Genomic DNA, 22382 nt, shown 5'->3' on the forward strand with positions numbered 1-22382 from the left:
CTGCAATCAAGACATGATGTGGATTCCTTTATAACAATGAGATTATGCGGCGTAAATCATGACCGCTACTCAGGTGTCTCCTGATTGGTAGTAATCTCAGATAAGGGGTTCAATTTACTAGCTTGCAGTTTTACCCAAATTAGGTAGACTTTTTGAGTAAAATCAAAGCTGGATGGAATTTTAGCAAAATTATTCAAAATAACCAATTTTATTGGTAATCTTATGCCAAGAAAAGAACAAGGATGGGTTACATTTCAAACATCTGAAGAAGAACGCAAAATTTTAGAGGAATTTTGTCAACATTCTCAACGCACAAAGACCGAAATTTTGCGAGAGTTGGTACGTGGTTTGGATGGACCTGCATCGTCTCCATCACGAATACCAACCAAATCCAGAGAAAATAAACCTGCTGATGCTTTGGAAGTAGAAACTACTGCGCCTAAGCGACCTCTGAAAGTAAGTTCTCGAAATATTCTCAAAGGTGTGGTGAAACAAGTTATTAGAGGAGAAGTGAATACTCAAGTAACATTGATGGTTGTGCATGAAGTTGAGTTAACTTCGATTATTACGACAAATGCAGCCGACGAGTTAGAAATAATTCAAGGGACAGAAGCTTATGCGGTGATTAAGTCCAATGATATTTCTATTGCTAAGGATTAAAGGTAAAGATAATATCTGCAAAAACCGTGAATTTACTGATTGAAGCGGGGGAAAGGATGGTATACCCAATCCCCTACTGAATTAAACGATCGCGCGACTGTTAGCAGTAGCCAAGGCTTCCACTAAACCACGAACCGCAGCAATCATCGCTACTTCGCTGTTGAGTTGATTAATTGCTGAACCCACACCAACACCAGATGCACCAGAGGCGATCGCCAGGGGTGCGGTGACGCTAGAAATACCAGAAGCACACAGTACAGGTACGGAGACTGCACGAGCAATTTCGTAGGCTGCGGCTAAGGTGGGGGATGCTTTTTCAATTAATCCCAAGGTTCCGGCGTGTGTCGGCTGGCTGCTAGTACCGCCTTCAGTTTGAATAATATCAGCCCCTGCTTTTACAAGTTCCTCCGCTAGTTGTACCTGTTGATCTAGTTCCAGAATGTGGGGAACAGTCACAGATAGGGTAATTTCTGGCAGCAGGGCGCGGGTTTGGCGAGTTAGTGCTAAAACTTCCTCCGCTTCAAATTTGCGTCCTTGGGCGTAAAAACTATCGAAGTTACCAATTTCAATTAAATCTGCACCAGCGTTCACAGCTTCCACAAACTTTTCTGGTTCAACTGCTGATACACAAACTGGTAAATTAATTAAGTTTTTAGCCATCTGCACCAAAGCAGCATCGGCGGCGATATCCACAAAAGTCGCACCACCAATTTCAGCCGCTTTGATTGTAGCAGCGACGCGATCGCGGTCAAAGTTATTCAAGCCGCTAATCACCTTCAGCACAGAACCATTAGCAAATGCACCTTGGAGAGTAAAATTCATGGTCATAGTTTTTCTGTTGACGGTAAGAAATAAGACCTATTCTACCCTCCTTGAGTTGGTGCAAAGCATAGAGGCGCAAAAATCACCCAGATATTTAGCGATCGCCCTCCCGAATCCAGAAATTTTATGCACCAAGCCATATTGAAACAATCGTCAACAATGTGAGAGAATTTAAGTACTTTTGCACCAATTAACCATAAATTTGCAGCACCATAATTCATATCCTGGTGCAGAATCAAAATCTGCAAATCCAATACTTGAAATTATTTATTAATTATCTATGTTTGACAAAGTTTTAATTTGCACAGATTTTTCTGACGGGTTGCATCGTCTATCACAATTTATTCCCAGTCTAAAGCTGGCTGGAATCAAAGAAATTGTGTTTCTCCACGTTGTTCCATTCTGGGAAAAAGGCATTATTCCCCAAGTAGATACTGAAAAAGTAGCAGCAGCTAAAACCCAACTAGCAGCAGCCATTAGTGAAACTGCTAGTGACGTAAAAGTAACAATAGAAGTGGAATCAGGAAAGCCAGTAGATACAATCCTGAAAGTAGCCCAAACCCACGAATCTCGACTGATTATACTGGGTTCTCAAAGCCGCAGCAGCCTCACAGAAAAACTAGTGGGTAGTACGATGGCTGACTTATCCCGCCAGACAGAGATCCCTTTATTAGTATTGCGTCCTCAATTATTCTCTGCTTATACTGCTGAGGAATTAACACTCCGTTGTCAGCACCTTTTTCGCTCTTTGCTAATTCCCTATAATGACAGTAAAGCCTCGAATTATGTGGTGAAACAGGTTAAACAGTTAGCTGAAAATCAGTCCGATAAATATCTCCAAGACTGTCAGCTTTGTTGGGTGTTAGAAGACATCGACAATCCCAGATCACCGAGAAGAATCCTCCCAGAACAAGCTGAGGAAAAGCTATCTCAGATTAAAGCCGAATTAGAGTCAGTGAATGTACAAGTACAGACAGAAATCTTGGAAGGAAACCCCATCACCCAGATTTTAGAGACAGGAGTCATGACTAATATTAGTGCGATCGCAGTCTCTTCCGGCACAATAGGTAAACTCCAAGAATGGTTAGTTTCCAGTTGCGGGGCAGAAATATTGCGTCAAAGCTGGTATCCCGTCCTCTTTTTCCCATTCGCTGATTAGTCCTGGATTAATAAAAATCGTTCCCACACTCCCCACACCTCCCACACCTCCCACACCTCCCACACTCCCCACACTCCCCACACTCCCCACACTCCCCACACTCCACACTCCCCACTCCCCACACTCCCCACTCCCCAGTCCCCATTCCCTCGTATGATGAAAATATAAGAAAATATCAAGTCGCCAGAATCTCACGGCAAAACATGGGTAGTATTTGGGAAATCGATTTTTACTCTCGTCCTATTTTGGACGATAAGCAGAAAAAAGTTTGGGAAGTCTTAATCTGTGAAAGTCCTTCGGATATTCGCACAAAACCGGAATCTCTATTTCGTTATGCCAAGTATTGTCCTAGTACTGAGGTGAATTCGGTTTGGTTGCGGACGGCGTTACAGGAGGCTATTGAAAAAGCAGAAGAAGCACCAATCAAAATCCGCTTCTTTCGCCGTCAAATGAACAATATGATTACTAAAGCTTGTCAGGATGCGGGGATACCCGCCCAAGCTAGCCGGCGCATTTTAGTTCTCAATCAATGGTTGAGACAACGAATGGAGGAAGTTTATCCTCAAGAACCAGGGTATCAAGGAGCAAATCATCCCTCTGTACGTTTAGATAGCCCTTTACCCCAACGATTACCAGATGCTTTGGAAGGTAAACAGTGGGCATTTGTCAGCCTACAAGCTGCGGAATTTGCGGAAATGCCAGATTGGGACATTGGATTTGGTGAAGCTTTTCCCCTGGAATTAGCAAACGTCACCCCGGAAACTCGCATTCCTGGTGTATTAATTTTCTCCCCCAGGGCTTTACCCATTGCTGGATGGCTATCGGGTTTGGAATTGGCTTGCTTGAATTTTGATACTAAACAAGGGGAAAGATTGGTTTTAGAAACTGGTGCTACTGAAAGTTGGATTTTGGCTAATATCAAAAATCCCCAGACTTTAGCAGAAGCCAAGGGTTATGAGAAAGCTAAACAAGAAGCTAATGGAGTCCATTTTATTGGTGTCCAGTCAGATCCTGAAGCCGAATCTTTTACGGGATTTTGGCTCCTGCAAAATTTAAATCTGGCATAAGTAGAGGCAGGGGAGCAGGGAGCAGGGAGCAGGGAGCAGGGGAGCAGGGAGCAGGGAGCAGGGGGGAAAGATTTTTAGTACCCAATACCTAGTCCCCAGTCCCTAGCCATAGCTCAAAATCCACCATCCATAATTCACAGAGGGTCATGGGTTCTGAAAACTTGTCACAAGATACACTAGCGGAACAGCTGCTGGAAGTAGCTATCAAATCGGGAGCGGAAACGGCTGAGGTTTATCAATCGCGGTCGCTTTCCCGTCCCGTATTTTTTGAGGCTAACCGTCTCAAACAGCTAGAAACCAGTGAATCTGAAGGTACAGCACTCAGACTGTGGCGCAATGGGCGACCAGGATTAACGGTAGCTTATGGTGATGTCGATGCCCAAACAATGGTGGAAAGAGCTTTGGCTTTAAGTCAGCTGAATCAACCAGAAGCAGTGGAATTAGTCCAACATTCTCAAGCATCTTATCCAGACATCGGGCAAACCGTACCATTAGAATTATTAGTCAATTGGGGTAAAGAAGCCATTGCTCTCATCCGTGATGTCTATCCAGAGGTGCTTTGTAATAGTGATTGGGAATGTGATGTAGAAACTACTAGACTTGTGAACAGTCAAGGTTTAAATTGTTACTACAATGATACTACCCTAAGTTGCTATATGTCAGCCGAATGGGTGAGGGGTAATGATTTTTTAAGTGTTGCGGATGGACAAACCCAACGAGATATTTTATACCCAAAAAAATTAGCCCATCAAATTTTACAGAGATTAGAGTGGTCTAAAAATAATGTTCCACCCCCCACTGGTCGGGTTCCAGTTTTGTTTACTTCTAAAGCTGCTGATATGCTTTGGGGGACTGTACAAGCAGCTTTAAATGGGAAGCGGATTCTGGAAGTAGCTTCTCCTTGGGTAGAACGTCTAGGTACGCAAGTGATATCACCTAGTCTCACCCTTTACCAAGACCCCCAGGCTGGCCCCTATAGTTGTCCTTTTGATGATGAGGGGACTCCCACTCAGGCGTTAGTCTTTATCCAAGAGGGGATTTTACAAAATTTTTATGGCGATCGCACTACCGGAAAAAAACTCGGTATTCACAGCACTGGTAACGGTTTTCGCCCTAGTCTCAGCAGTTATCCGACCCCTGAATTATATAATCTCTTAATTCAGCCCGGTTCCGCATCACTACCAGAATTAATTCATCAAATGGATGATGGTTTAATTATCGATCAAATGCTAGGTGGTGGTAACGGGATTTCTGGTGACTTTTCCATAAATATTGATTTGGGCTACCGGGTCAAAAACGGTGAGATCATTGGCCGGGTTAAAGATACAATGGTGGCAGGTAATGTTTATACAGTTCTCAAACAACTGGTAGCACTAGGTAGTGATGCTGATTGGAATGGTTCTTGTTATACTCCATCACTAATAGTAGAAGGATTGTCAATCACTGGCAAAAAATATTAAATATTACATCAAAATTTAATATCAATAGTGAGAGCTGGTTTTTATATAATTGATTTTTAATTATGATGGCGCTTTCTGAGTTAACTCAGCGCTTTCGCCCCTGGTTACAACCGAGAAAAGGTTTAGCGATCGCCGAAGCTTGTATTATTGGTCTAGTAGCCGCTCTCTCTGCGGTATTCCTGAAAGTCGGATCATCATCGTTAGGTACATGGCGAGTCCAAACTAGCGAAAACTTCCCAGTCATATTAATCTTACCTGCCATTGGTCTGGGCTTTGGCTTCATCGCCGGTTGGTTAGTGAATCGATTTGCGCCAGAAGCTTCAGGTAGCGGTATTCCCCAAGTTAAAGCTACTCTCGCTAATGTGCCGATTGCCTTATCATGGCGAGTCGCAATTGTCAAGTTAATCAGTGCGATCATCACCCTGGGTTCCGGAATGGCGTTGGGGAGACAAGGGCCAACCGTTCATGTCGGGGCGGGTTTAGCAGCAGGAATGAGTCGATGGGTTCCCACTTCCCCAGATCATCGCCGCCAGATGATTGCAGCTGGTGCGGGTGCGGGTTTAGCGGCTGCCTTTAATGCCCCGCTCACTGGTGTACTATTTATTATTGAAGAATTACTGCAAGATTTATCCGGGCTGACTTTAGGAACCGCCATTATTGCTTCCTTTATTGGTGGTGTAGTCTCCCGTCTGTTGGGTGGCGGTAGTTTGCAACTCAACCTGGAATTAATGGAACACTCCAGTAAATTTACCTTAGCAGAAATTCCCTTTTTTTTACTATTGGGGATTTTAGCCGGGTGTCTGGGGGCATTATTTAATCGTGGTTTGATCGCTAGTAGCAAAATTTATCAATCTTTCCACCTCAGCTTACCTCTAAAAATGGCCTTAGCTGGATGTGTTTCCGGTTTATTAGTGGCAATGCTGCCGGAATCTTTCCGTAATTATGCGGGTTTACGAGAGTATATGATTATTAGTGAACCTAATATATCATTTGCGGCGATCGCCTTTGTCTCGCAATTTCTCCTCACCCTGATCGCCTTTGGTTCCGGTGCGCCTGGGGGTTTATTTGCGCCTAGTCTAATTTTAGGTTCCTGTTTAGGACACTTAGTGGGTGTATCCGCCTCTTATTTCTTGCAAGTAGATTCCCCTACTACCTACGCCCTAGCCGGGATGGGAGGTTTTTTTAGCGCCGTTTCTAAAGTCCCAATTACAGCCATTGTGATTGTGTTTGAAATGACTACAGATTTCAATCTCGTACTACCGTTAATGATTGTCTCTGTAGCCGCTTACTTGGTTTCGGAAAAAGTCATACCTGGTTCCTTATATGACAAACTCTTACAGCTAAAAGGGATCACAATTACCAAAGCTGTTTCTCCCGAAGGCATATTAACCAAGTTAACAGCCCACGATGTCATGCAGGAACAAGTAGAAACTCTGGATGCAGAGATGACATTGGAAGAAGCAATGCAAGTATTTTCTCGTTCCCATCATCGCGGCTTTCCTGTAGTAGAGAATGGCAAATTAGTCGGAATTATCACCCAATCGGATTTTGTCACCCAAAGGGATAGTGATTCCTACATTCTCCGTGATAGACAGTCACCCCAGGATGTCTTACTGAGGGAAATTATGATCCACTCTCCCATGACGGTGAAACCCAAGCATCACCTGAGTCATGTCTTGTATTTACTCGATAGATATCAAATCAGCCGTTTACCAGTAGTGGAAGGGCGAAAATTAATTGGGATTATTACCCGTGCAGATATTATCCGCGCCCAGGCTGAACATCTCAATTATGGCAACTTGACCCCAGAATCACAGCCGGAACCTTCTTATGTAGTTTATCAAACGCGATCGCCCAACATTGGCAGAGGTCGATTATTAGTACCAGTAGCGAATCCCGAAACCGCCGCCATTCTCTTACAAATGGCCGCCGCTATTGCCCGCGATCGCCACTATGAAATAGAGTGTGTGCAAATCATCTTAGTATCTCGTCACAGTTCCCCATCAGAAACAGCAGTCAGAACCGCCAAAAGTCGCCGTTTACTCAGACAAGCCGAAGTTTTAGCGAAAAAGTGGCGCATCCCCTTACACACCCAAATTCGAGTCGCCCACGATCCCGCCCAGGCGATCTTAGAAACCATCCAAGAAAGACACATCAACCTGATTTTAATGGGCTGGAAAGGTGAAACCTCTACCCCAGGTAAGATTTTCGGCAATGTTGTAGACACGATCATTCGCCAAGCCACCTGCGATGTGATGCTAATCAAACTGGGTAAAACTACCCACTTCAATCGCTGGCTAGTGACAATGGCTGGGGGACCGAATGCGGCGGTAGCAATTAAATTATTACCCGCCTTAGTGACATTGGGGAATGATCCATATATTCGGCTAACCCAGGTCTTCAAACCATCGCAGTTAAAACCAGAAATCACAGTTTTAGCAAAAGCCGTCCGCATATTGATGCGTCGCCGCAAATTATCCAGCAATGTAGTAGCTATTCCTGTCCAAGCTGATTCCGTGGCTGAAGGAGTAATTAACCTCGTGAAAACCGAAAGTTATGATGTGGTGGTGGTCGGGGCTTCTCGTGAAGGATTATTACAGCAAGCAGTACAAGGTAATATCCCCGAAGCGATCGCCTCCGGTGTGGATTGTACAGTAATTTTAGTCAGGGGCGCGATTGGTCAGACACCCGCCAAATCATAATTCTGTTATCCTCACCACCACTAACTAAGGTCTGACCATCAGGGCTAATCGCCAGTGAAGTCACAGTATCAGCGTGTCCCACCAGAGTCAGTATTTCCTCACCTGTGACCACATCCCAAAGTTTAATCATGCGATCGCGCCCACCACTAGCCAGAGTTCTTCCATCTGGACTAAAAGCAATAGCTGTCACCGTCGCCGGATTTTCTGGGAACGTCTGAATTTTCTCTTTTGTCGCTAAATTCCACAATTTAATCGTGCGATCGCGGCTAGCACTAGCCAGAGTCATCCCATCTGGACTAAAAGCCACATCTGTCACCGTTTCCGCATCTTCCCCCAAAGTACCGAGCAAAGTTGCTTTCTGCAAATCCCACAGTTTAATGGTTTTATCAAAACTACCACTAGCCAGAGTCATCCCGTCCGGGCTAATAGCCAGCGATCGCACCCAAGATGTATGACCAGTCAGCGTACTAATTAATCTTCCCTGGGAAAGATCCCAAAGTCTAATAGTTTGATCATCGCTACCACTAGCTAGAGTCATCCCATCCGGACTAATAGCTAAAGCTTGAATAGAATCCAAATGTCCCCGGAGAGTACGAACTAACTGATTAGTCTCCAAATCCCAGATTTTGATAGTTTTATCATCACTACCACTCACCAGAGTCCGTCCATCAGGGCTGATAGCTACGACATTTACCCGTTGAGAATGGCTGTTGAGAGTCGCAATTTCCTTTCCTGTAGCCAGATTCCAGACCTTGATCAGGCGATCGCCACTACTAGCAAAAATCTGACCATCACCACTAATAGCCACAGATAACACCAAATATTCATGACCTTCCAGAGCCTGATCCAAAGTAATATTCTGTAAACTCACATCAGCCTCAGCAGCCAACTCCACCGAATTACTATCATGTTGACTCAACCGAGACCATAAAACAGTTTGAACACGGAGATACTGCTGATACCAAGAATCTTCAATCCCAAATAATAGAACTAACGCACATACCAACACCAGACCTTTCAGTAAACTATATTTAACCGGTAAAAATGAAACCTGAGTTACTGTTTCTTTACCCCAAGACTTACCAGATGCGGGTAGCGCTAGTAATTGTTTTGGAGTCAAATCGCTAATCACCTCATCTGCTGATTGGTAACGCTGCTGCAAATCTTTACTCAACAGTCTATCGAGAACATAATCCAACTCCTTACTCAATGGACTCCGCAAATATTTTCGCCAATCAGTCACCCAACCATAGCCATATTCCATCCACAACTGAAACGGAGAAACTCCAGTCAGTAAATGAAAGCAAGTCGCCCCCAAACCAAACAAATCACTAGCAGGGTAAGCCTTACCATCTCTGATTTGTTCCAAAGGCGAATAACCATGAGAACCAATAGACGTACCCATTTTTTTCTGGACTCTCGCCGTTAATTGCTTCGATGAACCAAAATCGATCAGGCTTAATCGTCCGTCACCATGTCGGCGGATAATATTTTCTGGTTTAATATCACGGTGAATCACACCACGATCATGAATAAACTTGATAACAGGCAATAAATGCCCCAAAATTCCGTGGATTTCCTCAGTTCTATAAACTTTTCGCCGTTGCAACTCCGTTAACAAATTCTGTCCATTTACAAACTGTTGTACCAAATACAAACAATTATCTTGCTCGAAATAAGCTAACAGAGTTGGTATTTGTGGATGTTCTCCCAATTCCTGTAGACGCTTGGCTTCCTCAGCAAACAACTCTACAGCCTTCTTTTGTGACCAAGTTCCTTGAAACTTTGGCGCTAATTGTTTAACTACACAACTTTCATTCAGTTTATCTGTATCTTCGGATAAATAAGTTCTGCCAAATCCCCCCTCATCGGAAAGTACCCGAATCACGCGGAAGCGATTTCGCAAAAGTGGCACTAACGGGGTGCTACAAGTTCGGCATAACTTCGTGTTTTCTGGATTTAGGGGATTTGAGCAATCGGGATTTAAGCAGCAGATCATCATCTGACAGGCGCGACTGCACAATAAATTATCTTAAGTTAGCCCCCGAAATCTCCCTCAACTCACATTGGCTCTCGTGTCATCATAGTAGAAAACACTACTGTCGGGGATTGGGGAATTACTGATATAGTAAATGTTGGTAAATGCTCACCCATTTTCATATTTATATGAACAATACAAGAGCCACAAACTTCCTGATTTTTTTTCTTGACTATACCATATTATATAACAATTGGATTAAATGCTTAAAGCACTCTTAAATTAATCAAAATATCAGCGAAACTGCACAAAACAAACATACCATCAAACTTGGAAAAAACAGTCAATCTCAATACAGAAAATATCCTGTAAAGATCAATAATAATTAAACTTTCCTCAATCAATAGATATCTAAAAATGTATTCAATTATATATAAAAATCTGAAAACCCCGATTATCAGCAACCGGAGCTTTGTATATTATCGTATTCCTAATTACGGGTAAAGGTTACTGTTTACCAGTCACTTTTTCTAATAAATTCTGCACATTATCTTCTACTGAAGTTGAACTCTGTGAATTTTCTGGATTCTTCATCTTATCAATATCAGCATCTCCCTGAACTTCATTGAGTCCTTTCTTGGAATTTTTTTGAACTTCTTTCCGAGTCAAGGGTGTAGATGTAGCCACTTCGTCAGTTTTGCGTTGAGTTTCCAGCAGCCGTGTAGTCCCTTCCCGTCGATCACTTTGATAGCTACTGATAGCAAAAGCAGGTAATACACTGGATAAAAATAGCAGCATACAAGCAGAAGCCACAATTACAAACCGCGCTGGGCGTAAAATAGAGAAAACAAAATTAACAATCTTCATCTTTTATTCCCAATAAAAACTGCAATAACACATCCAAGGAATATTCTCAGATTAATCAATCCCTGGAGTCGCTAAAAATCGGTATAAAAATATTAATCTGTGCTTTTTCATAAATGGAATCAGGTATCAAATATTTAACAAAATTAGTGGCTTCCCGCCTTCAATAATTAAAATGTCAATACTTAATTAATCATCCTATTAGACACAGATATTCTTCAGCCAATTTCAGCTTCTATAGTTCTACTTCTAAACTGCTTACACTTGTATCTACCTGGAGGTATAATCCAATTTCAGATATAGCAACCGCCAAAAACTTTAGGACATAAACTGATCATAAAACTTAGACACCGAAAGGCTTTTACCCCACTCCCCACTTCCTACTCCCCAGCTATATACAGCGTTTCTTAATTTAATTAGTTACAAACTTATCTGCGTCCATCTGCGGTTAATTCTTTCTTCTCTGCTCCATGCTTTATCAGCAGATATTAGTTAAGTAATTGACAGCCAATTTTACCTATTTGAACATTTGTTTAAACATACTACACTTGTATTACCATACTCTCCATGCTTTTCAGGAGCAAAAGTTATGCATACAATCGCTCGCACTCCCACCACCGAAATGGAAGTTACCAGCATCCGCTTGGAACGGGAACTGAAAGATAAACTCAAAGAAATGGCTGGAAATCAAGGATATCAAGCTTTAATCAGAGATATACTCTGGAGCTATGTACAACAAAAGTCAGGTGAGTGGAAACCCCGGTTTTCCCAAGCCGATATTCGGGCTAGTATTACAGCGACAGCGCAGCAAGAAGAACGTTGTGTACTCACAGGTCAATTGATTCCACCCCAACAACCTATGTTGCTAGGGCTAACGAGGAATGGCGATATGGTTCCTCTGAGTGTCGCCAGTTTAGCTTCTTAATTTTTTATACCGATGAGTACAGCCCATTTCACGAGTGGAAGTGGGCTGTATTGATAATTGAGTTTCCATCTAGCTATGGGTAGATTTTAGGGGAATAAATATATATGCTAATTTATATTTATATGACATTAGATTAAAATTCTATTCAACTCGAATCAAGTATCTATCTCATATCTGCTTAAAGTTATGTTTCTTTTATCCTGGTCAGTGCAGCACGAAGGATGATTGCATGAATGGACGTGTTGGGAACTAGTTTTTCACTCAGATGGGTTCTATACCCAGTAATTATCAGATATGAGTCTTTGTCACACCAATAGTAAAGTTACTAGTCTCTCAAAAAACTTTAGTGAAAAATCTTTAAGGTTAGTCGTAATTCCAGTATTAATACAGTTATAGTCCTAGGTTTATTCTCTTAAATCGAGAGAAAATACGGTTTATGTATAGTTAGAGATCAGATATCCTAGCTCTATAATTAGTTAATAAAATTTTCTGAAGAAGCTAAATTATATCTGGGTGCATCATTTCACTAGATTCTCAATATTTTTATCCTGTTATGAACATCAGGTAAATGTACCAGTAACCTGGGCATCTGAAATAGAGGGAACTATAACAGGGTATAAAAATTCTTCATCAAAGATGTGCCACTTTCTGATGTGTCACTATGTCATAAAAAGTGAAGGATAGTTCAAGAAATTGAGTAGACGAAAAATGGTTTAAGTATCCGAAAGTGTGCCATAAATGAATAATTATCTATCATTGCCATCAAGATACCCGGATGAAATAGATCGGCTACAATCATACCCATTTAAGCTGATGCAGCATTCGGAACAACTAGTCAACCATCTGGTACAAAGAATCAACCACATCATTGCTAACACTTCGGTGACAGCTTTGATGCTACAAGAGATTGCCAAATTGTTAGGGGTTAGCTTTAATGTTGATTGTTGCTGCTTAGTCACAGTAAATAAGGAAGCTACAGGTAATGCGACTGCTGCTAATTGGTGTTCTGAGGAGTATCTCAGAAGGACACATCTTAGTGAGATGTTACCTATGGAACAGTTAATTATGGACTTGCCAGTAGTACAATCTGCTGCTGAAGCATTGACAATGGAGGATATTTCGACTATTCAAAATAGTTTGTTAGTTGGGTGTGAATATTTACCATTACCGATTCAGGCAGTTTTGGCTATCCCTACGCAGTTCAGGGGCAAAAATAACGGCGTGATTTTTTTGCTCAAATTGCAGGGTTACGATTGGCAAGAGTCAGAAAAAGAATTGTTAAAAAATATATCATTGTCCTGCGCGATCGCTTTTGATCAAGTAACACAATCACAGTTAATTGCTAGTCAAGATCAGTATCTAGAAAAAAATAACTATCATCAAGGCTTAATCAAGCAGTTAACTCTACTGAGTCGGAGTAATTTGGAGTTAAATCAAATGCTCCAGTTAGCGATCGCCGCTACAGCCGAATCACTACAGGTAGATCGGGGTTTGTTAATATTATTGAAATATACAGATCCACTATTTAAACATCAACCTAAAAAACAAATTCCCAACGCTAAAGCTACCGTGGCTGGAGAATGGAACCGGGGAAGCCAAAATCTTCAGAAGAGGAAAGGGGAAAGTTTAAATCAGACATTTTCTGTGGCAGAGTGTAGCTTGTGTCAACGGGTGTTTCAAAATCTGGGCAACCCAGTGATCATCAGTGAATCTATTGGGATAGAAACAGCTGCTACAGTCGCCCCATTATTTAAAATAAAAGCTTTGCCAACAGTGCTGTTAATCTCATTAGAGAATCAAGGTAAGGTGTTAGGATTCCTAGTATTACAACAAGTATTACCACGCAATTGGCAACCAGCAGAATTAAATCTTCTGGAAATGGTCTGCGCTCAACTCAGCAATGCCATCATTCAATCACAGACATTAAGGCACGTACAGACTGTAGTCGATGAACGGACAGCGAAATTACAAAGCAGTCTGGAACTTCAAGCCAAATTGCATGATAAAACGCGGCAATATGTGGGACAACTCCGTGAAATCAATGAACTCAAAGATGAGTTTTTGAGCAACATGAGCGATCGCCTGCGCTACCCCCTGACAAATATGCTGATGTCAATTAAAAATTTACGTCTGCCAGGAATAGCACCGGAGCGTCAATCTAAGTATTTAGACATCTTAGAGCAGGAATGTACTAAGGAAATCAACTTAATTAATGACTTGCTCACCTTGCAAACACTAGAATCTGACCCAGAACCCATCCAGTTTCAGACCATCGATTTAAACAGTAAAATTGAGGAAATCGGTGCAGCCTTTTCTCAAAGGCTAGGAAATAAAGGTTTAAGCATTACCGTAGATTTACCTAAAGAGCCTTTAACACTACAAACAGAACTAGAGAGTTTTGACCGGATTCTCCAAGAATTATTAAATAACGCCTATAACTATTCTGAGCGAGATACGTTAATTCACTTAGAAGCATTTCACCAAGTTGAATCACAAATCGATCAAGTTATTATTAAAGTGATCAATACAGGGCGTGCCATTTCCGAAGAAGAAGCCACCTATATTTTCGACAAATTCCGTCGTGGTAAAGGACGTTGGCACCCTGGTACTGGACTAGGATTAGCCCTTGTCAAATCTTTAGTACAGCACTTAAATGGGGCGATCGCCGTTGAGAGTCAACCAATTTCAGACTCTCCCGTCAGCGAAGTTTGTTTTACCTTAACTCTCCCCCAATTTTCCCATAACAGCAAAGCATATACTGACAGTGACTGAACAACACAACCTCACCGAAAATCTTGATTCCAGCACCACTAGCGATCACACACAGCTAGAAAACAACTTAGCCATTGATGCAGTTGGTTTACCAGATGTAGTAGTGAACGTGGAGAAAATAGCCGAAAGGCAGAGGAAAATTAGCGCTAAAATCCAAATCCCTCACCCCGTGGAACCGATATGGAAACTCCTCACAGACTATGAAGCCTTATCTGACTTCATTCCCAACCTAGCTAAAAGTTCTTTGCTGGATCATCCTCACGGTGGCATTAGATTAGAACAAATAGGCTCTCAACGCCTACTCAAGTTTAACTTTTCTGCCCGTGTAGTTTTGGACTTAGAAGAATACTTCCCTCAAGAAATTAATTTCTGCATGGTAGAGGGAGATTTCAAAGGCTTTTCTGGTAGCTGGTCTTTCCAGCCTTATTCTCAGGGTAAGAAACAAGGTACTACTGTGTGTTACACCATTCAAGTTTGGCCGAAACTAACCATGCCCATCAGTATCATTGAACGTCGTCTCAGTAATGATCTGCGGACAAATCTTTTAGCTATTCACCAGCGTTTAGAGCAGTTAGGTTAAAAATTAAATAGGCTTTTCCGGTTACAAAATTACCTTAGAAAAGCCTATTTTAGGCATGAGAAAGTCTCATATGATATTCTGGAAATACCCCCAGGGGAATTCGAATCCCCGTCGCCTCCGTGAAAGGGAGGTGTCCTAGGCCTCTAGACGATGGGGGCGTAAGACTCAGACTTTATATAAAATAACTGATTTAACAGGGGATGTCAACAGGTTCTCCCAAAAAACTTTTTCAAGGCTAGAATGGGCCGCAACACATAGCCTATAGTGGAATTTGTGCATCAAGGACATAACCTAACAACATCAGTAGACACTAATGTTGCTGTGGAATTGTTTCTAGTGTTTGATACTATAACTGGGTATTGGGGACACTTCGGCTACGCTCAGTGCAACTTGGGTCTTGGGTATTGGGAAAACATTTCCCCCCTGCACCCTGCACCCTGCCCCCCTGCCTCTTCCCCCCTTGTCATAACGACAATTTTTCACTTGTAACTACAGATTGTTAATATCCGCCCTAGCACCATTCGATTTTTGCCCCCATAATTGCCAAATTAAGTAACATAAACGACCAAGTATGAAAAAACTCTGGATTTACCTGGGGACAGAGGATGTGATGCTGTACTCTGTAGAGGTGATATTTACTATTCTTTACAAAAGATTTTGAAATATATAGCTCAAAATCTACAACATGGAAGCATCTTTTGAAATAACCCTACAGATAGTCAGCGTTGTTGTTGCAGGCATTACCGCCCAGGTGTTAGCTGCATACTTTCGCTTACCCAGTATTGTCTTGTTATTGTTACTAGGCATTCTCCTTGGCTCCGATGGGCTGGGGGTGTTGCATCCTCATGTCCTGGGCGCGGGGCTAGAAGTGATTGTTGCCCTAGCAACGGCAATCATTTTATTTGAAGGCGGACTCAACCTGGATGTACAGGAATTGGGCAGAGTTTCCGTTAGTCTCCAATTACTGGTCACCCTGGGAACACTGATCACCTTAATTGGTGGGAGTATGGCCGCCCACTGGCTGGGCGAATTTCCTTGGAATATCGCTTTTCTCTACGGCTCAATCATTGTAGTCACAGGGCCAACTGTGATTAGTCCCCTGCTCAAACAAATCAACGTAGATCGTCAAGTAGCAACGATATTGGAAGGGGAAGGAGTTTTAATCGACCCCGTAGGAGCTATTCTGGCCTTCGTGGTTCTGGACACCATTATCAACGGCGATGCTGACCCCATCAATGCCATTATCGGTTTAGTGATGCGTCTGGGAATTGGTGCGATCATTGGTGGCGTAGGTGGTTACTTGATGAGCTTGATTTTTAAGCGTGCCAATTTTCTCTCCTCAGAAGTCAAAAATCTGGTAGTCCTGGCGATTCTTTGGGGTTTATTTGCTCTGGCGCAGACGATTCGCAGTGAATCGGGAGTGATGACCACGGTAATCGCAGGTGCAGTATTCGCTAACTCCTCAGTACCAGAAGAGCGGCTATTACGAAGTTTTAAAGGTCAGCTGACAATTCTCAGCGTCTCGGTGCTATTCATTCTCCTAGCGGCAGACCTTTCCATTGCTAGTGTGTTTGCCTTGGGTTGGGGTAGTGTATTTACTGTTTTAGTCCTGATGTTCGTGGTTCGCCCCATTAATATTCTCTGCTGTACTTGGAACAGTAACCTGAATTGGCGACAGAAACTATTTTTAAGTTGGGTAGCCCCTAGAGGTATTGTCTCGGCTTCTGTGGCTTCTTTGTTTGCCATTTCGTTGACACAGCGCGGGATTAATGGTGGTGATGCTATTAAAGCGCTAGTATTCTTGACAATTATCATGACGGTGGTTTGTCAAGGGTTAACGGCTGGAACCATTGCTAAATGGCTGCGGATCACTTCCAAGGATGCCACAGGAGCGGTGATTGTGGGTTGCAATCCCTTGAGTTTGTTGATTGCTCGTTTCTTTAAAGAACGGGGAGAAACAGTAGTGATGATTGACACTGACCCGGAACGTTGTGCCAAAGCCGCAGCTGAAGATATTCGGGTGATTTCTAGTAGTGCGCTGGATGTTTCGGTTTTAGAAGAGGCTGGATTGGCTTCTATGGGAACTTTCTTGGCGATGACTAATAATGGTGAGGTGAATTTTGTCTTGGCTCAAAGGGCGGCGGAAGAATTTAGTCCGCCCCGTGTGTTGGCAGTGTTTCCCCGTAACCCCCAAGCTAATTCCAGTAATAATCAGAAGGTTAACCAAGCTTTTACGACAGAGTTAGCCATTAAGACTTGGAATGAGTACCTCAATGATGGCAGGGTGAAGCTGGGGACAACTACACTCAATGATGTGGAGTTTAGTAAGCAACAAGACCGCATCCAAGACAAGATTAAGACGGGGGATTTGATTCCGTTGTTGGTAGAACGAGAAGACCGTTTACAGGTGATGCCAGCTAGTCAAGAGTGGTTAGTAGGCGATCGCATCATATACTTGTTGCATGACCCCAGACCTAATTTGTTAAAGCGTTTATCCGGTGGTAGCCAATCAACTCGCTTGTCTCTAGAAACTTTACCAGAGGTGGAAGAACTACCCTTAGAGAAATTATCTCAACTTTTTACCGGTGACGCGCCTAAGAATTGAATCCATTTAATTTATACATTTGCTGTTCTTGCCAAATTAAAGCTGATAAATGTACCACAGCCAAAATCAGAGCAGCAACGGTGAGAATATAACTGTGGATAGTGTAAAGGTGCGTGACAGTGACTGTGCTAATGGCTCCACCACCTGTAAGGATGTCTCGTAATTGCCCACCAATCACAGGAATGGCTTCAATGGTTCCTAGCTCAATGCTAAAACGCCAGTAGCCTTTTTGAGTCCAATCTAAAAGCATGGCAGTCCAGTCTAGACCAATGGCGCTTAAAGTTAAGAAAATTCCACTAATCCAAGCAGTCAGCCAACTTTTGCGAAATTGCCGCCCTAAAAACATCACAACAATTTGCACCAGCGCCACTACGATGAGGGCATTCCCAGCTAAATCATGCGCTCTGCGGAACAACCACCCGTAAGGGACTTGTGTATTAATTGTTTTCAAAGATTCATACGCTCCGCCGGCGGTGGGTTCGTAGTAAAAAGAAATCAAAATGCCTGTAGTGATGTAAATCAAGCACAGGCTCAGAATTGCCACTGCTAAAATCGTCGCCACTCGCCGGGAAATTCTATCGAACTGGGTACTTTCCATTCTGTCCCCTTGCTGTTCTTAGCTAAATGTGTATTTTTAATACGATCTTAACTAAGAAAAATAAATTTATGTAACTTTTCTCAAGGAAAGGTAAATTTTCCTAAACTCACCCCACACCTCCCACACTCCCCACACCCCCCAAACCTCCCACACTCCACTACAAATAATGCACCCAAGATTTTAAAACTTCTGGGGAGCCATACCAAATTCCTGGGCTTCTGGGAGAATGCTTGATACCGGGAATAATCAGATTTTCTGCACCTTCCAGATGAGCCGCCGCAATGGGGGTGATTCCGTCTCCCCAGGTATTACCTTGACCACAGGTTTGTTGATAACTGTTGTAAGCTAACCAACCGCCGGGTTTTCTCGTACCAAAGATAGTTTTACCGGCGACACAAATGTAACGCACACTTTGGTAGAAAGCACCGGGGTAGTGGTGATTGACAAAATTTAAATTTCGCCGTGTCCAACGTTCTTGGCTAATATGGGGTGTACCCAGGGTAATCAAACTCCTAACTAAAGGGTGAGCTTTCCAGCAGCAGGATTTCATCTCACCAGGTACTGGATAAGGCTGATCTCCTAGATATATGCGGGAAATCCAACCACCGGCGGAGTGAGCAATTAAATTGACTTGAGGAGTATTATGTTTGTACAACATTTCTTTAACTGTGCGATCGAGTTGCTCCACAATGGGGGTGACAGTCCTGCCAATGGTAGGTAACCAGTCAAGCCGCCGCAGTGGTACTGTCATAGTGGGTATGCCTAAGTGCAGTAAGGATTGTTCTAATGGGCGGTAGGCGATCGCACTTTCTAAATATCCAGGCACAATAATTGTGGGTAATGGCATTTTTAGGGAATATGGGTTAGCAACAGTCAATTTGCTTTTCTTACCATTTTTATCCCGGTAAAATCCAGGTAAATAGGCAGTTTGGCTACAGAGTTAAATGGGGTTGATGTGGTAGAATTAGGCTAAACTACACTGTGTTTTAAAAGTCAGGTTGCTCTTTGGTAAAAAGACAGAAAACACGCCAAAATATTGGGGTAATAAAACCAGCAACTGCAACAAATATAGTTCATCTGATGCCTATGGCAGATCCAGATACCCTAGATTCCCAGCCATACTGTGCAACTCCTCATAAAAATGACAATTCAAAACTGATTATTTTCCCGTACCTAGTAAACCAGACAAATATTTTCTCATCGAAAAATTAACAACAGGAAACAACCTATGCTGCCATTTTCATTCCCAGAATAGGTTGTTATGATTCTCCACAGGATGCATCCCTTGTAATTAAGATAAAATTACTTTGCTAGTCAACCGCAACCGAGCCGAGTGAACGATAACAGCTATGTCTTACGTCTCCCTGCTAAAAAATATCCCAGATATCCTCAGCCAGCCCACTGGAATCGCAGCCATAGCCTCTCTTGGCATTCATGGTGCTATTGCCATGATTGTGCCATTGATGCCCGTAGATTCTGAGCCATCATCTCAGGTATCAGTATCTCCCAAAACAGTGGGTATCTTGGAATTAAGTCAATCTGACCAAAATCGTTTACCAGATATTCCCAGCACATTACCATCCCAACTGGCCTTCCAACCGGAATTACCGCAACAACCATCACTTTTATCACCCAAACTGGATGCCCAGAGGAGTTTATTACCCCCCTTACCGCCTCCTGTTTATAGACAGACTGTACTGCCACCAAACATCACATCTAACTATAGGATTGTTCCTAACCGCAATGTTTCCTTACCCTCCGGCAGACCTCTACCAGTACCGAACATAGCAGCTAGGCCTATGCCGGGCGCTCCTTCTGCCTCGGAGTCAGTACCCTCCAGAGAAGAATTTGCATTTGATAGCTCTGGTTTCAATGCGGTTAATCAAAAATTTACCTCATCCGGTCCCAGTTTTAATTACAACGAAGTTAAAATAGCAAACCAAGCAATTCCCGTAGAAGGACTACCAAAGGTAAATCCTTCTCAACTACCTCCGGATTTGCCCAGAACCGCCGCGACTACCACCAGAAATACCACTCCCCAAACTGCTAATAGTGGGGCTACAACTAATGCTAACCAAGAGCTAATTGCTCGGCTGCAACCAACCCCACAAGCTCAAGATAAGCTAGTGCTGGGAAGTCAACCTATTCCCAAATGGCAGCCAGGAAATGCACCCAAAACGCCTGATTTGCCCGTTGAGAAAGTCAATCGGACACAGGGAGTCATAGCTCAATTAACCTCTTATGAAAACCTGAGACAAAACATTAAGCAAGCATACCCAAATTCCCAAGAAAAACCAGTTATCAGGGAAACGATTATTGCTAATCAGCCCAATGTTGAAGGTACTGTTTTGGGTTTCTTAGTGGTAGATCCTCAAGGCAGGGTTTTAGATATTAAATTCCAAGGGGAATCAGTTTCTCCTGATTTGCAGTCAAAGACAAGAGAATATTTTAGTAACAGGACTCTTCAAGGAAATCAGAAAATCAGTAGTTATCCCTTTAGTCTGCGTTTTCAAAATAACGGCAATGCTGCTGAAGGTAATCAAAAGCAGACACCGGCTGCTAGTCTCAAACCATTACCAGAACTGCAAATTAACAATGAGCAGCCAGCGCCGGGATCGGTGGTTATTCCCGATTCATCGAGTACACCGAAAGTCAATAACAATTCACTGTCTTCTACTCTAGAATCTGGTCAAAAACTGATCCAACAGTTACGCCAAGTCCGAGAGGAAAGAGGAGATTCTCGCTCAGAGTAATGGAAATTGGGGAGTATTTCAGCTTTCTCCCCCAACTACTACATCCCGAATCCTGAGACTGGGACCACCACAACCAACGGGTAAGCCGTTCTGTCCACCTTTACAGCAACCGCCAGACTCATCCCAATAAAAATCATCGCCAATGGCTTCAATATCGGCTAGGGTTTGGAAGACATTTCCCGCTAGGGTGACATCCCTTATAGGTTCGGCTATTTCACCGTTTCTAATCATCCAGGCTTCCCCAGCACTAAAGGTAAACATTTCGCCGTTAGTCATGCCACCTAGCCAGTTCCGGGCGTATACTCCTGATTTTATCCCAGAGAATAAGTCGGCAACTGGTGTTTTACCGGGTTGAATCCAGGTATTTGTCATTCTGACAATGGGGTTAAATTGATAGTTCAGACAACGAGCATTACCAGTGGGTGCTTCGTCTAATTTCCCTGCGGTTTCACGGGAATGTAAACGTCCGACTAAAATACCATCTTGAATTAGTTGCGTAGTAGTACTGGGTGTTCCTTCATCGTCATATAAATAGCTACCTCTGTGACCTTCTGGGGCTGCACCATCAAAAATTTGTAGTTCTTCTGTGCCGAACCGCCTCCCAATGCTCATGACTTCTAATAGGTCTGGGTTTTCGTAAGCCATGTCAGCTTCGGAAATGTGTCCAAAGGCTTCGTGAACAAATAAACCTGTGAGGATGGGGTCAATGACTACTGTGTAGGTATTACCTTTGACTGGTGGTAAAGTTAAGGCGGTAATAGCTCTTTTGGCGGCACTTGTGACTTGTTCGTCCAAAACCGTTAAATCTTCGTAGGCTTTGCGAGAACCTGTAGTTTCTCTCCCTGTTTGGACGGTTTCACCGTTTCTGGCGGTGGCGGCGAAGCCCATTTCCATATCTACCCAAGATTGTTCGATGAAGGTTCCTTCGGAGGTAGCAATAATTACTTTTTGGGCGCTGTCACTGTAGCGGACTGAGGTGGTGGTAATGCGATGGTCAGTGCTTTTTAATAGGTCAGTATAGCGATCGCACAGTTCTTTTTTTTGCCTCACTGGAATGTTGCGCGGGTCAGTGCCGATGAGGGGTAGTCTGCATATTGCTTGTACTGGGTCTATGGGGGCGAGGATGGTTTTTTCATCACCTACCATTCTGGCTGCGGCGATCGCCTCTTCAATGCGTTCTCTAATGGTCGCTAGTTGGTTAAAGCTGCTGAATCCCCACCCACCTTGATAACAAGCGCGAATGTGTCCACCAATGGAAATGCCTTCACTCAGTGTTTCTACTTGGTTTCCACGTAGTGAAATATCTGTTCCTTCTGATTCTTCGAGGCGGATGACTAGGTAATCTACACGGGATGAGTAGCGGGTGATGAGGTCGGAAAGGATGTTTTGGCTGTCAGCGAGGGTGGTTAGCATTTTAAGATTTAAACGCAAAGGGGC

At 43.1% G+C, this 22382-nt stretch carries 18 protein-coding genes and 1 tRNA gene; 11 read left to right on the forward strand and 8 right to left on the reverse strand.

Going from position 1 to position 22382, the window contains the following annotated elements; translation table 11 throughout:
* Nucleotides 1-222 precede the first annotated feature (222 nt).
* Nucleotides 223-660, forward strand: coding sequence for a TOBE domain-containing protein (locus VB620_RS06890; RefSeq protein ID WP_323195401.1), 438 nt, complete (start codon nucleotides 223-225; stop codon nucleotides 658-660).
* Nucleotides 661-741: 81 nt separating this feature from the next.
* Here the strand turns inward: VB620_RS06890 and VB620_RS06895 are convergent, their stop codons facing one another.
* Nucleotides 742-1488, reverse strand: a complete 747-nt coding sequence (locus VB620_RS06895) for a DUF561 domain-containing protein (protein WP_323195402.1) — start codon at nucleotides 1486-1488, stop codon at nucleotides 742-744.
* On the opposite strand from VB620_RS06895, the gene VB620_RS06900 reads away from it, so the two are divergent.
* Both VB620_RS06900 and VB620_RS06905 read left to right on the forward strand, forming a co-directional pair.
* Nucleotides 1481-1627: a hypothetical protein gene (locus VB620_RS06900; RefSeq protein WP_323195403.1), complete on the forward strand. Its 147-nt coding sequence runs from the start codon at nucleotides 1481-1483 to the stop codon at nucleotides 1625-1627. The two genes, VB620_RS06895 and VB620_RS06900, sit on opposite strands and share 8 nt — an antisense overlap.
* Nucleotides 1628-1762: 135 nt before the next feature.
* Complete coding sequence (locus tag VB620_RS06905) at nucleotides 1763-2641, forward strand: universal stress protein (protein ID WP_323195404.1); 879 nt, start codon at nucleotides 1763-1765, stop codon at nucleotides 2639-2641.
* On the opposite strand, the gene VB620_RS06910 is transcribed toward VB620_RS06905, so the two are convergent.
* Complete coding sequence (locus tag VB620_RS06910; protein WP_323195405.1) at nucleotides 2567-2836, reverse strand: hypothetical protein; 270 nt, start codon at nucleotides 2834-2836, stop codon at nucleotides 2567-2569. The genes VB620_RS06905 and VB620_RS06910 overlap by 75 nt on opposite strands.
* Nucleotides 2837-2844: 8 nt before the next feature.
* Between VB620_RS06910 and VB620_RS06915 the strand changes: the two genes are divergently transcribed.
* From VB620_RS06915 to VB620_RS06925, 3 genes are all read left to right on the forward strand, one after another.
* Complete coding sequence (locus VB620_RS06915) at nucleotides 2845-3708, forward strand: Tab2/Atab2 family RNA-binding protein (RefSeq protein ID WP_323195406.1); 864 nt, start codon at nucleotides 2845-2847, stop codon at nucleotides 3706-3708.
* Nucleotides 3709-3854: 146 nt separating this feature from the next.
* Nucleotides 3855-5168, forward strand: coding sequence for a TldD/PmbA family protein (locus tag VB620_RS06920; RefSeq protein ID WP_323195407.1), 1314 nt, complete (start codon nucleotides 3855-3857; stop codon nucleotides 5166-5168).
* Nucleotides 5169-5233: 65 nt separating this feature from the next.
* On the forward strand, nucleotides 5234-7870 hold the full coding sequence (locus VB620_RS06925) for a chloride channel protein (RefSeq protein ID WP_323195467.1): 2637 nt from the start codon (nucleotides 5234-5236) through the stop codon (nucleotides 7868-7870).
* Here the strand turns inward: VB620_RS06925 and VB620_RS06930 are convergent.
* Nucleotides 7833-9869 (reverse strand): serine/threonine-protein kinase, encoded by a 2037-nt coding sequence (locus VB620_RS06930; protein ID WP_323195468.1) that lies wholly within the window; start codon nucleotides 9867-9869, stop codon nucleotides 7833-7835. The genes VB620_RS06925 and VB620_RS06930 overlap by 38 nt on opposite strands.
* 486 nt (nucleotides 9870-10355) lie before the next feature.
* Nucleotides 10356-10715, reverse strand: a complete 360-nt coding sequence (locus VB620_RS06935; protein WP_323195408.1) for a hypothetical protein — start codon at nucleotides 10713-10715, stop codon at nucleotides 10356-10358.
* 586 nt (nucleotides 10716-11301) lie between these two features.
* Here VB620_RS06935 and VB620_RS06940 point away from each other — a divergent pair.
* From VB620_RS06940 to VB620_RS06950, 3 genes are all read left to right on the forward strand, one after another.
* The gene (locus VB620_RS06940; RefSeq protein ID WP_323195409.1) at nucleotides 11302-11637 is read left to right on the forward strand and encodes a ribbon-helix-helix domain-containing protein; all 336 of its coding nucleotides are present in this window, start codon (nucleotides 11302-11304) and stop codon (nucleotides 11635-11637) included.
* Nucleotides 11638-12375: 738 nt separating this feature from the next.
* Complete coding sequence (locus VB620_RS06945; protein WP_323195410.1) at nucleotides 12376-14409, forward strand: GAF domain-containing sensor histidine kinase; 2034 nt, start codon at nucleotides 12376-12378, stop codon at nucleotides 14407-14409.
* Nucleotides 14402-14989 (forward strand): SRPBCC family protein, encoded by a 588-nt coding sequence (locus VB620_RS06950; RefSeq protein ID WP_323195411.1) that lies wholly within the window; start codon nucleotides 14402-14404, stop codon nucleotides 14987-14989. Before VB620_RS06945 ends, VB620_RS06950 begins: the two co-directional genes overlap by 8 nt.
* A gap of 85 nt (nucleotides 14990-15074) precedes the next feature.
* Here VB620_RS06950 and VB620_RS06955 read toward each other — a convergent pair.
* Nucleotides 15075-15147 (reverse strand) — tRNA-Glu (locus tag VB620_RS06955).
* A gap of 527 nt (nucleotides 15148-15674) precedes the next feature.
* Between VB620_RS06955 and VB620_RS06960 the strand changes: the two genes are divergently transcribed.
* Complete coding sequence (locus VB620_RS06960) at nucleotides 15675-17594, forward strand: cation:proton antiporter (protein WP_323195412.1); 1920 nt, start codon at nucleotides 15675-15677, stop codon at nucleotides 17592-17594.
* On the opposite strand, the gene VB620_RS06965 is transcribed toward VB620_RS06960, so the two are convergent.
* Nucleotides 17584-18192 carry a cytochrome b N-terminal domain-containing protein gene (locus VB620_RS06965; RefSeq protein ID WP_323195413.1) on the reverse strand — a complete coding sequence of 203 codons (609 nt, stop codon included), beginning with the start codon at nucleotides 18190-18192 and terminating at the stop codon, nucleotides 17584-17586. The two genes, VB620_RS06960 and VB620_RS06965, sit on opposite strands and share 11 nt — an antisense overlap.
* Nucleotides 18193-18349: 157 nt before the next feature.
* Nucleotides 18350-19039 carry an esterase/lipase family protein gene (locus tag VB620_RS06970; protein WP_323195469.1) on the reverse strand — a complete coding sequence of 230 codons (690 nt, stop codon included), beginning with the start codon at nucleotides 19037-19039 and terminating at the stop codon, nucleotides 18350-18352.
* Nucleotides 19040-19541: 502 nt separating this feature from the next.
* Here VB620_RS06970 and VB620_RS06975 point away from each other — a divergent pair.
* Nucleotides 19542-20945 (forward strand): hypothetical protein, encoded by a 1404-nt coding sequence (locus VB620_RS06975; RefSeq protein ID WP_323195414.1) that lies wholly within the window; start codon nucleotides 19542-19544, stop codon nucleotides 20943-20945.
* A gap of 18 nt (nucleotides 20946-20963) precedes the next feature.
* Here the strand turns inward: VB620_RS06975 and VB620_RS06980 are convergent, their stop codons facing one another.
* Entirely contained in the window at nucleotides 20964-22358 is a 1395-nt protein-coding gene (locus tag VB620_RS06980; RefSeq protein WP_323195415.1) for a TldD/PmbA family protein, read from the reverse strand.
* Between the last annotated feature and the right edge of the window lie 24 nt (nucleotides 22359-22382).

The sequence above is a fragment of the Nodularia harveyana UHCC-0300 genome (assembly GCF_034931085.1).
Lineage (GTDB): Bacteria > Cyanobacteriota > Cyanobacteriia > Cyanobacteriales > Nostocaceae > Nodularia > Nodularia harveyana.